General features: G+C 74.2%; 8 protein-coding genes and 1 pseudogene. 7 read left to right on the top strand and 2 right to left on the bottom strand.

Features of this window, described 5'->3' with window-relative positions:
* Window positions 1-75 precede the first annotated feature (75 nt).
* From JNW98_RS01990 to JNW98_RS01965, 6 genes and pseudogenes are all read left to right on the top strand, one after another.
* Window positions 76-2,061: a S53 family peptidase gene (locus JNW98_RS01990; protein ID WP_223766283.1), complete on the top strand. Its 1,986-nt coding sequence runs from the start codon at window positions 76-78 to the stop codon at window positions 2,059-2,061.
* 301 nt (window positions 2,062-2,362) lie between these two features.
* Complete coding sequence (gene leuS / locus JNW98_RS01985; protein WP_223766282.1) at window positions 2,363-5,239, top strand: leucine--tRNA ligase; 2,877 nt, start codon at window positions 2,363-2,365, stop codon at window positions 5,237-5,239.
* A gap of 202 nt (window positions 5,240-5,441) precedes the next feature.
* Window positions 5,442-6,203: a hypothetical protein gene (locus JNW98_RS01980; protein ID WP_223766281.1), complete on the top strand. Its 762-nt coding sequence runs from the start codon at window positions 5,442-5,444 to the stop codon at window positions 6,201-6,203.
* A gap of 96 nt (window positions 6,204-6,299) precedes the next feature.
* Window positions 6,300-7,145, top strand: a complete 846-nt coding sequence (locus tag JNW98_RS01975) for a DegV family protein (protein ID WP_223766280.1) — start codon at window positions 6,300-6,302, stop codon at window positions 7,143-7,145.
* A gap of 376 nt (window positions 7,146-7,521) precedes the next feature.
* Window positions 7,522-8,661 (top strand): ComEA family DNA-binding protein, encoded by a 1,140-nt coding sequence (locus JNW98_RS01970; protein ID WP_223766279.1) that lies wholly within the window; start codon window positions 7,522-7,524, stop codon window positions 8,659-8,661.
* Window positions 8,662-9,506: 845 nt separating this feature from the next.
* Window positions 9,507-11,732: pseudogene (locus tag JNW98_RS01965) on the top strand (ComEC/Rec2 family competence protein); the annotation flags it as partial.
* A gap of 46 nt (window positions 11,733-11,778) precedes the next feature.
* Here JNW98_RS01965 and JNW98_RS01960 read toward each other — a convergent pair.
* Window positions 11,779-12,006, bottom strand: coding sequence for a hypothetical protein (locus JNW98_RS01960; protein ID WP_223766303.1), 228 nt, complete (start codon window positions 12,004-12,006; stop codon window positions 11,779-11,781).
* A 128-nt stretch (window positions 12,007-12,134) separates the two neighbouring features.
* On the opposite strand from JNW98_RS01960, the gene holA reads away from it, so the two are divergent.
* Window positions 12,135-13,187: a DNA polymerase III subunit delta gene (gene holA, locus JNW98_RS01955; RefSeq protein ID WP_308015447.1), complete on the top strand. Its 1,053-nt coding sequence runs from the start codon at window positions 12,135-12,137 to the stop codon at window positions 13,185-13,187.
* Between the two features lie 231 nt (window positions 13,188-13,418).
* Here the strand turns inward: holA and rpsT are convergent, their stop codons facing one another.
* The gene (rpsT, locus tag JNW98_RS01950; protein WP_223766278.1) at window positions 13,419-13,685 is read right to left on the bottom strand and encodes a 30S ribosomal protein S20; all 267 of its coding nucleotides are present in this window, start codon (window positions 13,683-13,685) and stop codon (window positions 13,419-13,421) included.
* Window positions 13,686-13,871 lie beyond the last annotated feature (186 nt).

Raw genomic sequence — 13,871 nt, 5'->3', positions numbered from 1 at the left:
GTTCCGTGCGCGCGCCGCTTCCGACGCGGCCGTCACGCACGACCACACGCGACTCATCGCATCGCAGGGGGTTTTATGAGATCTCGCCGTTCTCGCCGGGCCCGCCGTTCCGGAGCACGCGCGGCCCTGGCCCTGGCCGCCGCGCTGCCCCTGGTGGCCGGGGCGCTGGCGCTCGGCGCGCCCGCCGCCGGTGCCGACAGCGGACCGCCCGCCCGTCAGTCCCTGGCCGGCACCAAGCCCGCCTGGGCCACGGCCGCGGCCGACCGGGGCACCACACCGGCGAAGAAGGCCGTCACCGCCCGCGTCTACCTCGCCGGCCGGGACGCCAAGGGGCTCGCCGCCTACGCCCGGGCCGTCTCCGACCCCCGGTCCGCCGCCTACGGCAAGTACCTGACGGCCCGCCAGGCGAAGGATCGTTTCGGCCCGACCAAGGGGCAGATAACCGAGGTCACCGGATGGCTGAAGTCCGCGGGCCTCAAGGTGACCGGCACCAACGAGCACTACGTCACCGTCACCGGTGACGCGGCGGCGGTGCGGAAGGCGTTCGGCACCTCGCTGCACGACTACGCCAAGGACGGCCGGACGTACCACGCGCCGTCCTCGACCGCCTCCGTCCCCGCCTCCCTGCACGGCGCGGTCCTCACCGTCGTCGGCCTCGACGACGCCCCGCGGCGCGCCCACCGGGACGAGACGCTGCCCGGACCGAGCGCCGCCTTCGCCAACTCCGGTCCGTTCTCGACGTACTACGGCTCGAACGTGAACAAGAGCCTGCCGTCGGCCTACGGCGGCCACGCCCCGTACGCGATCAAGGGCTACACCGGCAAGCAACTGCGGGCCGCGTACGGCGCCAAGAGCTTCACCGGCAAGGGCGTCACGGTCGCGATCACCGACGCGTACGCCTCGCCGACGATCGCCAAGGACATCGAGACGTACGCGAAGCGCAACGGCGACAAGCCGTACCGCAAGGGCCAGTTCTCCCAGGTGCTGCCCGCCGACTGGAAGCACGGCTCGCCCGAGGAGTGCGACGCGGCCGGCTGGTACGGCGAGGAGACCCTCGACATCGAGGCCGTGCACGCGGTGGCCCCCGAGTCGGACATCGTCTACGTGGCCGGCGCCTCCTGCCAGGACGACGACCTGATCGACTCGCTGCACAAGATCGTCGACAACCGGCTGGCCGACATCGTCTCCAACTCCTGGAGCGACATCGAGACCCACGAGACGCCGGACATCGCCGCCGCCTACGACCACGTCTTCCAGCAGGGCGCCGTGGAGGGCATCGGCTTCTACTTCTCGTCCGGCGACGACGGCGACAACAGCCACAAGCACGGCGAGAAGACGGTCGACACCCCGGCCAACTCGCCGTGGGTGACCTCTGTGGGCGGCACCTCGCTGGCCGTCGGCAAGGGCGACCGCTATCTGTGGGAGACCGGCTGGGGCACTCACAAGGCGCCGCTGTCGAAGGACGGGCGGACCTGGAGCGGCTTCCCGGGTGAGTTCACCGGCGGGGCCGGCGGCGGCACCAGCAAGCTCTTCGAGCAGCCCTTCTACCAGCGCGGCGTGGTCCCCGACGCGCTCGCCAAGGCGGGCGGCGCGGCCAAGCCGATGCGCGTCGGGCCGGACATCGCGGCGGTCGCCGACTCGACCACCGGCTTCCTGGTCGGCCAGACGCAGACCTTCCCGGACAAGTCCGTGAAGTACGGCGAGTACCGCATCGGCGGCACCTCGCTCGCCGCCCCGGTGATCGCCGGCGTGCAGGCGCTCGCCCAGCAGGCCCGGCACGGCGTGCCGATCGGCTTCGCCAACCCGGGCATCTACGACCGCTACGGCACCGCCGCGTACCACGACGTCACCGACCACCCGCTGGGCCGGGGCCGGGGCATCGGCAACGTCCGCGTCGACTTCGTCAACGGCGTCGACGCCAAGGGCGGCACCACCGTGTCGCTGCGGAGCATGGGCGACGACGGGTCACTCTCGGCGACGGTCGGCTACGACGACGTGACCGGCGTGGGCTCGCCGGGGCGCGACTACGTCACGTCGTACGTGCCGGGGCACCGGCGCTAGGGGGAGGCCGGGCGCCGTCGCCTCGGCGGGAGCGCCCGGCCGCTTGACGGCCGCCGAGGCCCGCCGCACCGGCCTCCGGGCTCTGTGCGGGCCTCGGGGCCCCTGCGGTAACCTGACTCCATGCGTGCCGTACGCCTCCTGCTTAGCGAGCCGCGCTGATCAATCCCGACCGATAAGGGTCGGCATCGGCGCGGCGTCCCCTCCTGTGCGAGGGGATTTTTCGTTTCCGGATCCGGTGGAGGATCCGGGGACCGTAGCGCGACCGCAGGCAGAGACGACGATCGATGGAGCTTTGAGGACGATGAGCGAGACCACTACCGCCGCCGAGGTGGCTGCCCCGCACCGCTACACGGCCGCGCTGGCCGCCGACATCGAGGCACGCTGGCAGGACTTCTGGGACGCGAACGGGACGTACGAGGCGCCCAACCCGGACGGCGAGCTGGCCGGGGACGCCGAGGTCGTGGCGCGCCCCCGCAAGTTCATCATGGACATGTTCCCGTACCCGTCGGGCGCGGGCCTGCACGTCGGTCACCCGCTGGGCTACATCGCCACCGACGTCACCGCCCGGTACCACCGGATGACCGGCCACAACGTCCTGCACACCCTGGGCTTCGACGCCTTCGGCCTGCCCGCCGAGCAGTACGCGGTGCAGACCGGCACCCACCCGCGGGTGTCGACCGAGGCCAACATGGAGAACATGAAGGCGCAGCTGCGCCGGCTGGGCCTGGGCCACGACAAGCGGCGGTCGTTCGCGACGATCGACCCCGAGTACTACAAGTGGACGCAGTGGATCTTCCTGCAGATCTTCAACTCGTGGTTCGACGAGGACGCGAAGAAGGCCCGGCCGATCGCGGAGCTGGTGGCGCAGTTCGAGAGCGGGGAGCGCGCGCTGACGGACGGGCGCTCGTGGAGTGAGCTGAGCGCCGCCGAGCGCGCCGACGTTCTGGGCGAGTACCGCCTGGCGTACGCCTCCGACGCGCCCGTCAACTGGTGCCCGGGCCTGGGCACCGTGCTGGCCAACGAGGAGGTCACCGCCGACGGCCGCTCCGAGCGCGGCAACTTCCCCGTCTTCAAGTCCAAGCTGCGCCAGTGGAACATGCGGATCACCGCCTACGGCGACCGGCTGCTGGACGACCTGGACGCGCTGGACTGGCCCGAGGCCATCAAGCTGCAGCAGCGGAACTGGATCGGCCGCAGCGAGGGCGCCCACGTCGACTTCGCGATCGACGGCCGCCCGGGGGCGAAGGCCACCGTCTTCACCACCCGCCACGACACCCTGTTCGGCGCCACCTACCTGGTGCTGGCCCCCGAGCACCCGCTGGTCACCGAGGACTCCGTCGTTCCGGCGAGCTGGCCCGAGGGCACCCACGCGGACTGGACCGGCGGGCACGCCACCCCGGCCGAGGCCGTCGCCGCGTACCGCAAGGAGGCCGCCGCCAAGTCGGACGTCGAGCGGCAGGCCGACGCCAAGGAGAAGACCGGCGTCTTCACCGGTGCGTACGCGGTCAACCCGGCGACCGGCGACCGGATCCCGGTCTTCGTCGCCGACTACGTCCTGATGGGCTACGGCACCGGCGCCATCATGGCCGTCCCCGCGCACGACAGCCGCGACTTCGCGTTCGCCCGCGCCTTCGACCTGCCGATGCGCTGCGTCGTGCGGCCGTCGGACGACCGGGGCACCGACCCGGCGGAGTGGGCGGACTCGTTCGACTCCAAGGAAGCCGAGATCATCAACTCGGCCGGTCCCGAGATCTCCCTGGACGGGCTGGTCGTCCCCGAGGCCAAGACCCGCATGGCCGCCTGGCTGACCGAGCGCGGCATCGGCGAGGGCACCGTCAACTTCCGGCTGCGCGACTGGCTGTTCAGCCGCCAGCGCTACTGGGGCGAGCCCTTCCCGATCGTCTACGACGAGGACGGCGTCGCCCACGCGCTGCCCGAGTCGATGCTGCCGCTGGAGCTGCCCGAGGTCGAGGACTACGCGCCGCGCACCTTCGAGCCGGACGACGCGGACACCGAGCCGGAGACCCCGCTGTCCCGCAACGCCGACTGGGTCAACGTCGAACTGGACCTGGGCGACGGCGTCAAGCGCTACCGCCGCGAGACCAACACCATGCCCAACTGGGCCGGTTCCTGCTGGTACGAGCTGCGCTACCTGGACCCGCACAACAGCGAGCGGCTGGTCTCGCCCGAGGCCGAGCGCTACTGGATGGGCCCGCGCGAGGACAAGCCGCACGGCGGCGTCGACCTGTACGTCGGCGGCGCGGAGCACGCGGTGCTGCACCTGCTGTACGCGCGCTTCTGGTCCAAGGTGCTGTTCGACCTGGGGCACGTCTCCTCGGCCGAGCCGTTCCACAAGCTGTACAACCAGGGCATGATCCAGGCGTACGTCTACCGCGACGCGCGCGGCATCGCGGTGCCCGCCGCCGAGGTCGAGGAGCGCGACGGCGCGTACTGGTACCAGGGCGAGAAGGTCTCCCGGCTGCTGGGCAAGATGGGCAAGTCCCTCAAGAACGCCGTCACGCCGGACGAGATCTGCTCCGAGTACGGCGCCGACACCCTGCGCCTGTACGAGATGGCGATGGGCCCCCTGGACGTCTCCCGCCCCTGGGACACCCGCGCCGTCATCGGCCAGTACCGGCTGCTGCAGCGCCTGTGGCGGAACGTGGTCGACGAGAACACCGGCGAGGTCACCGTCGTCGACGCCGAGCCGGACGAGGCGACGCTGCGCGTCCTGCACAAGACGATCGACGGTGTCGGCCAGGACATGGCCAACCTGCGTTTCAACACCGCCATCGCCAAGATCACCGAGCTGAACAACCACGTCACGAAGCTGGCCGAGGTGCCGCGTTCGGTGGCGGAGCGGCTGGTGCTGCTGGTGGCGCCGCTGGCCCCGCACATCGCCGAGGAGCTGTGGCGCCGGCTGGGCCGCGACGGTTCGGTGGTGCACCAGGACTTCCCGGTCGCCGACCCGGCCTACCTGGTCGACGAGGCCGTGATCTGCGTCGTGCAGATCAAGGGCAAGGTCAAGGCGCGGCTGGAGGTCGCCCCGTCCATCTCCGAGGAGGAGCTGGAGCGGGTGGCGCTGGCCGACCCGGCCGTGGTCGCGGCGCTGGGCGGGGCGGGGGTCCGCAAGGTCATCGTGCGGGCGCCGAAGCTGGTGAACATCGTTCCGGCGTAGCCGCTCGGCCCCGGTGTGGGTCTTGTCAGGGGTTTCCCCTACGGGCAGGTTGGGGGTTCCACGGGAACCCACGGCCTGCCCGTGCCGTTTACCGTGGAGAGGTGCCTCAAGAACCCGTGAACCGGCCGGGGGACGCCGCCGGGCGGCCCGTCCGCCGGCCTGCCGACCGGTCGTCCGTACCCGAGCCCGCCGAGGAGCGCCCATGGAAGCCGCGGCCGTGATCATCGCCCTGATCTTCGCGGTCCTCGTCGCCCTCGCCGTGGTCGCGACGGTCCGCACCGTGAAGGCCGTCAAGCGCGGCGTGGACCGGACGGTGACCCAGGCCCGGCGCACGGTGGAGGACACCCGCCTCAAGGCCCGGCAGTACACCGTGCCGGGCGCCGCGGGCGAGGTGGCCCAGCTGCGCCTCTCCCTGCGGACGACCATGCGGGCCACGCAGGAGGCGCTCCGCCTGCGCGCGCCCGACGACCCGTCGCTCTCCGAGTCCCTCGCCCTCTTCGAGCGCCTGAGCGCCCACGGCCACGAGCTGGACGACGACCTCCGGCGGCTGGAGACCGAGCCCAGCCGGAGCCGGGTCGACGCCGCCCTCCCCGAGATGCGCGAGCGCACCGAGCGCATCCGCGAGGCGGCGGACTCGCTGCGCTGGGCCGCCCAGGACCGCGCGCGCCGGTTCTCGGACGACGATCTGGCGGACCTCAGCGAGCAGATCCGCATGGAGGCGGGGGCGCTGCGGCATTGGGCGCCGGTGGACGCCGAGGAGGCTGAGGGGGCCGCCGGTACGGCGGTGGGGGCGGTGCCGCCGGACGCGCCTTCGGCCCCGGTTTCGGCCTCGGCCCCCTCTTCGGCCCCGTCTTCGGACCCCGAGCCCGAGCGGCCGGCGATAGCGGGACGGGACAGGTGGCGGAAGGACGCCCGCCCCTGGGAGAAGTGGCAGAAGAACGGACACCCCGAGAGCACGAGCTGACCCCGGGCCGACCCGAGGACCGCCTCCGCGATCCGAAACGATCACCATTCCGGCCCGGGCTGCTTGCCCCGCCGTCGTACGGGTAACCTCCGGTTCATGTCCCGCCATGTCGCGATCGTCACCGATTCCACGGCCTACCTGCCCCAGCGGGCGATGGAGCGGCACGGCATCACGTCCGTGCCGCTGACGGTGGTCCTGGGCGACACGGCCCTCGAAGAGGGCACCGAGATCTCCGCCCGCTCGGTCGCCCACGCCCTGCAGAAACGCCGGCCGGTGACGACGTCCCGGCCCACTCCCGAGGTCTTCGCGGCGGCCTACCGGGCGGCGGCCGAATCCGGCGCCGAGGGTGTGGTCTCCCTCCACCTGTCCGCCGAGATCTCCGGCACCTACGACGCCGCGCTGCTCGCGGCGCGGGAGGCACCCGTCCCCGTCCGGGTCGTCGACACCGGCATGGTGGCGATGGCCCTCGGCTTCTGCGCCCTGGCCGCCGCCGACACGGCCGCGGCCGGCGGCACACTCGACGAGGCGGTGGCCGCCGCCGAGAAGCGGGCGGCGGGCACGGCCGCCTTCTTCTACGTCGACACCCTCGACTACCTGCGCCGAGGAGGCCGCATCGGCACGGCCCAGGCCCTGCTCGGCTCCGCGCTGGCCGTCAAGCCCCTGCTCCAGCTCGTCGACGGCCGCATCGACCTACGAGAAAAGGTCCGCACAGCCTCCCGGGCCGTGGCCCGCCTGGAGGAAATCGCCCTCACCCACGCCGGCTCCACCCCCGTGGACATCGCCGTCCACCACCTGGCCGCCCCGGACCGGGCCGATCAGCTGGCGGAGCGTCTTCGCGAACGGGTGCCGGGGTTGGGGGAGTTGCATGTGAGCGAGGTGGGGGCGGTGATCGGGGCGCATACGGGGCCGGGGTTGCTGGGGGTGGTGGTGTCGGCGCGGTAGGGGGTGGTCGGTCCCGCAGTTGTGATGGCGGTGGTCCGGGGAGGCTATGCGGCGGCCGGGTGGCGGCTTGCGGAGGGCTGGGCGCAGCCGTGCTTTGACGAAACGCGCAGTTGCACGACAGGGCGCCGGGGGCGCCCTTCAGCCCGTCCGGCGTTTGAGGACGAAGCGGCGCAGCCGCTGATCGGGGGCACGGGGGCGGAGCCCCCGAAGAAACGGTGAAAGGGCGGGGCTGGGGCAACCTCCCTCACCCACCACCTACCGCAACCATCACCACCACCCACCGATCGAGTGACGAAGTTATCCACAACGCCGGCTCTGTCCACGGGATTTACTCAAGATCAGCAAGCCGCACCGCACCCCCCTACCGTCAACTCCCATGACCACGACGGCAGCATTCGAAGCAGCCACACCCCACCCGGAAGCCGCCCCCGCCCCCGCCCCCGCCCCCGCCCCCGCCCCCGCCCCCGCCCCCGCCCCCGCCCCCGCTCCCACCCCCGACACCGCCCTCCGCGACCGCGCCTCCGCGCTGATGAACGCCGCACCACCCACCCACCCCACAGCACCAAGACCCGCCCGAGACCGCTCCCCCCGCCCCGACCGCCCGCCGGGCCGCCCGTCCCGCCGCCCTCGCGGAAGCTGCCGAGCAGGATCCGGCCCGGGCCGCGGCACGCACACCGGAACGACGGAACGGCCGCGGACGGAGACGAACCGCACCACCCTCCCCAACCCCCGCCCGGCGGAGGCGAACCCCGCCCCCCTCCCATGCACCACCCGCTGGCGCCTCGCACTCCAGGAACGACTGCCCCTCTGGTTCCAACTCCGCTGCGGCATCGAAACCAGAACCCTCGCCGCCCTCGCACTCGTCCTCGTCGCCGCCGGCCTCTTCGCCGCCTTCCACTTCTGGACGGGAAGACCACGAACCGTCCCGGCCCCCGTCCGCGAGACCCCCGTGGCGGCGCCCCTGCCGTCAGCCCGCTCCCGGCCGGGCGCACCGCCACCCGCCCCAGCGGCAGCCGTACCGGCCACACCGGCCGGCGCGGCGGCCCCGAGCACCGGGGGAGTGGTGGTCGACGTCTCGGGCAAGGTACGGCACCCCGGCATCCAGCGACTGCCCCTCGGCTCCCGCGTCGTGGACGCGCTGGAAGCGGCGGGCGGCGCGAGCCCCGGCGTCGACATGGCCGGGCTCAACCGCGCCCGCGTCCTCGCGGACGGCGAGCAGATCGTCGTCGGAGCACCCCCGGGCACCGGCCCGACGCCCCCCAATCCACCGCCCACCGCCCCCGGTTCGAGCCCGACGGGCACCGGCCTCCGAACAGGCGCGAACGGCCCACTGAGCCTCAACGCGGCAACGGTGGACCAACTGGACGCGCTACCGGGCGTGGGCCCGGTCCTGGCCCAGCACATCGTCGACTACCGCACCGAGCACGGCGGCTTCCGCTCGGTGTCCGACCTCCGCCAGGTCAACGGCATCGGAGCCCGCCGCTTCAGCGACCTCCGCCCCTTGGTGCAGCCATGAGGAGAACCCGCCGACTCCCCGGAACGGACCCGCCGACCCCACCACCGCCCCGGCCCGAGCCCCCGCCCCCCGACTCCACCGTCCCCGCCGATCCCGCCGACCTCCGGCTGATGGTGCCGGCACTCGCCACCTGGGCCGGAGCCGCCGCCGCTCTGACGGCGGACGCGACCACGGTCACCGCGCTGTGCGCGGCAGCCCTGCTCCTCGCCGCCGTGGCCGCCGCCATCGCGGTGAAATACAGAAGAGAAACCACCCCTCCCTCTCACCCCACCGGCAGACCCCACCCGAAGACCGCACACCCGGGCCGGCCGACCGCCACACCCGCCTTCCGCCCACAGCCCGACGGACCGGGGCGGCGGACGGAACCGGCCCACCACGGCGAGCACGCGCACGTCGACGGATCGACGCCGCCCGACGGCTCGACGTGCCGGAACGGGACTTCACACCTTCCCTCAGCGACACACCTGAAAGGGGCCGCCCCTGAAGCCCACCCGACGCACCCCGCTCGCCTGACGGCCGAGGGCGGAACAGCACCCGCTGACCGACTCGCGCCTCCTTGCCGGGCGGTCACCACCGAGGGTCCGGCGCGCGCACCCAGACCCCTGCGCCCAAGAGGGAGCAGGTACCCGCACAGGAGCACGCCCCCTGAAGAGGGCACGCGCCCGCGCGGGACCGGACGCCTCGACGGCAGCGCGAGCCTCGATGCCGAGGCGAGCCCCAACAGCACCGCGCGCCCGGACGACGCGGCACGTCACCTCCTTCCCGCGCGACCGCGGACGCGGCACCGGCCGCGCCACGCCGCGCACCGATGGGTCGCCGCCGTCGCCGCGGCCACCGCCGCCGCGCTGCTCTGCGGTGCCGTCGGCGCCGTGGCCGGCGCGCTGCGGGCCGCGGACGGTCGGCGGGGGCCGGTGCCGGGGCTGGCGGCGGAGTACGCGGAGGCGACGCTGGACGTCACGGTGACCAAGGACCCCCGGCCGGTCCGGCCGCGCGTGCGCGGAGCGGCGCGGGCCACCCCGGCCGTCACCGTCGAGGGGGAGGCGACCAGGGTGGTGGTCACCCGGCGGGGCACCGCGACGGCGACCGCAGTCCGGACGCCCGTCCTGCTCCTCGCCCCGCCGGACTGGCTGAGCGTCCTGCCGTCCACCCGCCTCCGGGTGACCGGGCGCCTGGCGCCGCCCACGTTCGACGGCGACCGGATCGCGGCCGTCGTCCGCGTCCGGCCCGGGCCGCCGCGGGTGACCGGCCGGCCGACCGGGGTCCAGGAAGCCGCCGCACGGCTCCGCGCGGGCCTGCGCGAGGCCACCGACGGGCTCGCACCGGACGCGCGGGCCCTGCTGCCGGGCCTGGTCGTCGGGGACACGTCCCGCATCACGCCCGACCTCGACGACGCGTTCCACGCCACGGACCTCACTCATTTGCTGGCCGTTTCAGGAAGCAACCTGACGATCTTGCTCGCTCTCCTGATCGGCCCCGCGCACCTCGCGGCGCGGGCCGAACGCCGGGGGCTGGCAGGGCGGCTGGGCATCCCCCTGCGGGTGACGGCGGTGGCGGGCGGGCTGCTCGTGCTGGGGTTCGTCGTGGTGTGCCGGCCGGAGCCGAGCGTGCTCCGGGCCGCCGCCTGCGGCCTGGTCGCCCTGCTCGCCCTCGCCACGGGCCGCCGCCGCGCCCTGCTGCCCGCCCTCGCGGCGGCGATCCTGGTGCTGGTCCTGTACGACCCCTGGCTGGCGCGGAGTTACGGGTTCCTGCTGTCCGTCCTGGCGACGGGCGCCCTGCTGACGGTCGCCCCGCGCTGGAGCGCGGCGCTGCGCCGGCGCGGGGTGCCGGCCAGGTTCGCGGAAGCCCTCGCGGCGACCGCCGCGGCCCAGGCGGCCTGCGCGCCGGTGATCGTGCTGCTGTCGTCCCGGGTGAGTCTGGTCGGCATCCCCTGCAACCTGCTCGCCGAGCTCGCGGTCGCCCCGGCCACGGTTCTGGGCTTCGCGGCCCTGGCCACCGCTCCGTTCGCCCCTCCCGTGGCACACGCCCTCGCCTGGCTCGCGGGGTGGCCCGCCTCCTGGACCGCCGCCGTCGCCCGGACCGGAGCCGCTCTCCCCGGCGCCGAGTCGGCCTGGCCGGGCGGCCGGCCAGGCGCGGCGCTGATGGCCGCGGCGCTCCTCGCGGCCGGGTACGCGGTCCGCCGGTCCGCCCGGAACCCCGGACGGCACACGCCCCGGCGCAGGCGCCGAAGGCGGTGGTGCGGCGCGCTCTGCGCGCTCCTCCTCGTCGTGGCGATCCTGCGGCCGGCCCCGCTGACCCGGGTCGTCACCGGCTGGCCGCCGCCCGGCTGGCGGTTCGCGGCCTGTGACGTCGGGCAGGGCGACGCCCTGGTGCTCGCGGCGGGCGACGGCGCGGCCGTCGTCGTGGACGCCGGGCCCGAGCCGCGGGCCGTCGACCGCTGCCTGCGCGCGCTGGGGGTACGGACCGTGCCGCTCCTCCTGCTGACGCACTACCACGCCGACCACGTGGACGGGCTGTCCGGCGTGCTGCGCGGCCGGACGGTGGGGACGATCGAGAGCACGCCGTTCGAGGAGCCGCCGGGGCAGGCCGCGTTCGTCCGCCGCGAGGCGCGCCGCGCGGGCGTCCCGGTCGTCGCGGCGGCGCCCGGCGAGCGCGGCCGTCTCGGCCCGCTGTCCTGGGAGGTGCTGTGGCCGCCGCCCCCGGGCGAGGCGGCCGAGGCGGAGAGCGGTCCCAACGACGCCAGCGTCACCCTGCTCGTCCACGCGGCGGAGCTGACCCTCCTGCTCCTCGGCGACCTCGAGCCACCCGCCCAGCACGCCCTCCTGGAACGGCATCCCGAGCTGCCCCCGGTGGACGTGCTGAAGGTCGCCCACCACGGCTCGGCCCACCAGGACGCCGAGTTGACGCACCGGGTGCGGCCCCGGCTGGCCGTCGTCTCCGCGGGGGCGGACAACCCCTACGGGCATCCCGCGCCGCGGACGCTCACCGCTCTGCGGGCGGAGGGCGCCGTGGTGCTGCGGACGGACCGCGACGGGCCGGTGGCGGTGACGGGCCGGGCCGAAGCCGTCCTGGCCGGCCCGGAGCCGGGGGACCGGCCCCCGGAGCGGGGGAGCGGACGGTTCAGTCCGCCTCGACCCAGCCCTCGTACTCCTCGGCGAGCGCGCGCAGCGCGGCGGGGTCCAGGACGCCGTCCGGGTCCTCCAGCACGACCAGCCACTGCGCGTCCTCCGCGTCGTCCTCTCCGGCCAGCGCCTCGCGGACGATCTGCGGCAGGCCGTCCACCGGGAGTTCGGCGGCGGCCCGCTCGGCCGCCTCCTCGGCGGCCTCCCGGTCCGGGAGTACCAGCAGGAAGCGGGACGGATGGTCGACAGGGGAAGAAGGACGGTCGACAGAGGAAGGGGGAACGCTGCTCACCCGATCATTGTGCGCGATACCCGCACCACCGCGGACGCGATGCCCGCACCACCGCGGACGCGATGCCCGCACCACCGCGGAGGGGAGTGTCCGACCCGCGTGGGATGCTGGACGCGATGGCCAGGAACACCGCGGGCAAAGCCGCGAACGACGACCTGCTCGCCCCCGTCACGCTCGCCGTGGGGCAGGAAGAGCTCCTCCTCGACCGCGCGGTGCAGGAGGTGGTGGCCGCGGCCCGCGCCGCCGACGCGGACACCGACGTCCGCGACCTCGCGCCGGACGCGCTCCAGCCCGGCACCCTCGCCGAGCTGACCAGCCCGTCGCTGTTCGCGGAGCGCAAGGTGGTGATCGTGCGCAACGCCCAGGACCTCTCGGCGGACACGATCAAGGACGTCAAGGGCTACCTGGGCGCCCCCGCAGAGGAGATCACCCTCGTCCTGCTGCACGCCGGCGGTGCGAAGGGCAAGGGACTGCTCGACGCCGCCCGGAAGGCGGGGGCCCGCGAGGTCGCCTGCCCCAAGATGACCAAGCCGGCCGACCGGCTGGCGTTCGTCCGCCAGGAGTTCCGGTCCACGCGCCGGTCCGTGACGCCGGAGGCCTGCCAGGCGCTCGTCGACGCCATCGGCAGCGACCTGCGCGAGCTGGCCAGCGCCTGCGCCCAGCTCGTCGCCGACGTCGAGGGCACCATCGACGAGGCGGTCGTCGCCCGCTACTACACCGGCCGGGCCGAGGCGTCCAGCTTCACCGTCGCCGACCGGGCCGTGGAGGGCCGGGCCGCCGAGGCCCTGGAGGCGCTGCGCTGGGCCATGGCCACCGGCGTCGCCCCGGTGCTGATCACCAGCGCCCTCGCCCAGGGTGTGCGGTCCATCGGCAAGCTCGCCTCGGCGCCGCGCGGCGCCCGCCCGGGCGACCTGGCCCGTGAGCTCGGCATGCCGCCGTGGAAGATCGACCGGGTGCGGCAGCAGATGCGCGGCTGGTCCGCGGACGGCGTCGCGGCCGCGCTGCGCGCCGTCGCCGAGGCGGACGCCGGGGTCAAGGGCGGCGGCGACGATCCGGAGTACGCCCTGGAGAAGGCCGTGGTCGCGGTGGCCCGAGCGGCCCGCAGCCGTTCCTGAGGCGTACCGGGAGCCTACGGCGGACCCCCGGGTACCCGGGTACGCCGAAGGCCCCGGTCCGTCCTGGGGAAGGACGGAACCGGGGCCTTTGGTTTCGTTCAGGCGAGCCGTCAGGCTCATGCCGCGCCCGCGTGGCGAACGACCGAGCGCGGCGGGGTGCCGTTCCGGAGCGGTAGAGGGGCCGCTGGTTCCGGTACCGGCAGGGGCCGGGGCTCACGCCCCGGAGAGGCTTCAGGCCTGGAGGGCGGCAACCTGCTTGGCCAGCGCCGACTTCTTGTTGGCGGCGGCGTTCTTGTGCAGGACACCCTTGCTGGCGGCCTTGTCGAGCTTCTTGCCGGCCAGCGCGACGGCGGCGGTGGCCTTGGCGGCGTCACCGGCGACGATGGCCTCGCGGGCCTGGCGGACAGCGGTCTTGACCGAGGACTTGACGGCCTTGTTGCGGAGGCGCGCCTTCTCGTTGGTCTTGTTCCGCTTGATCTGGGACTTGATGTTCGCCACGAAAGAGCCTTTTCAGGTTCGTTGGATTTCGAAGTGCGCTCCGCGCGTGAGAGGGGCGCGAAGCACAGTGGACCAGGCTACCAGCCCGCCCCGGGCCGTCCCAAACCGGACGGCGGCCGCCGCTCATGGGACGATGGAGGGGTCGTATACCCGACTCCCGCCGAGACTGGCGTGCAAACGCCGAAG

The sequence above is a fragment of the Streptomyces huiliensis genome, from assembly GCF_020037025.1.
GTDB lineage: Bacteria > Actinomycetota > Actinomycetes > Streptomycetales > Streptomycetaceae > Streptomyces > Streptomyces huiliensis.
This window is presented reverse-complemented; position numbering and strand designations above follow the sequence as displayed.

What these genes read in the sequence shown, in the direction of transcription:
- JNW98_RS01990 (WP_223766283.1), top strand. Translation starts at nt 76, where the DNA reads ATGAGATCTCGCCGTTCTCGCCGGGCCCGCCGTTCCGGAGCACGCGCG.
- leuS (WP_223766282.1), top strand. Translation starts at nt 2,363, where the DNA reads ATGAGCGAGACCACTACCGCCGCCGAGGTGGCTGCCCCGCACCGCTAC.
- holA (WP_308015447.1), top strand. Translation starts at nt 12,135, where the DNA reads ATGCCCGCACCACCGCGGAGGGGAGTGTCCGACCCGCGTGGGATGCTG.
- JNW98_RS01970 (WP_223766279.1), top strand. Translation starts at nt 7,522, where the DNA reads ATGACCACGACGGCAGCATTCGAAGCAGCCACACCCCACCCGGAAGCC.
- JNW98_RS01975 (WP_223766280.1), top strand. Translation starts at nt 6,300, where the DNA reads ATGTCCCGCCATGTCGCGATCGTCACCGATTCCACGGCCTACCTGCCC.
- JNW98_RS01980 (WP_223766281.1), top strand. Translation starts at nt 5,442, where the DNA reads ATGGAAGCCGCGGCCGTGATCATCGCCCTGATCTTCGCGGTCCTCGTC.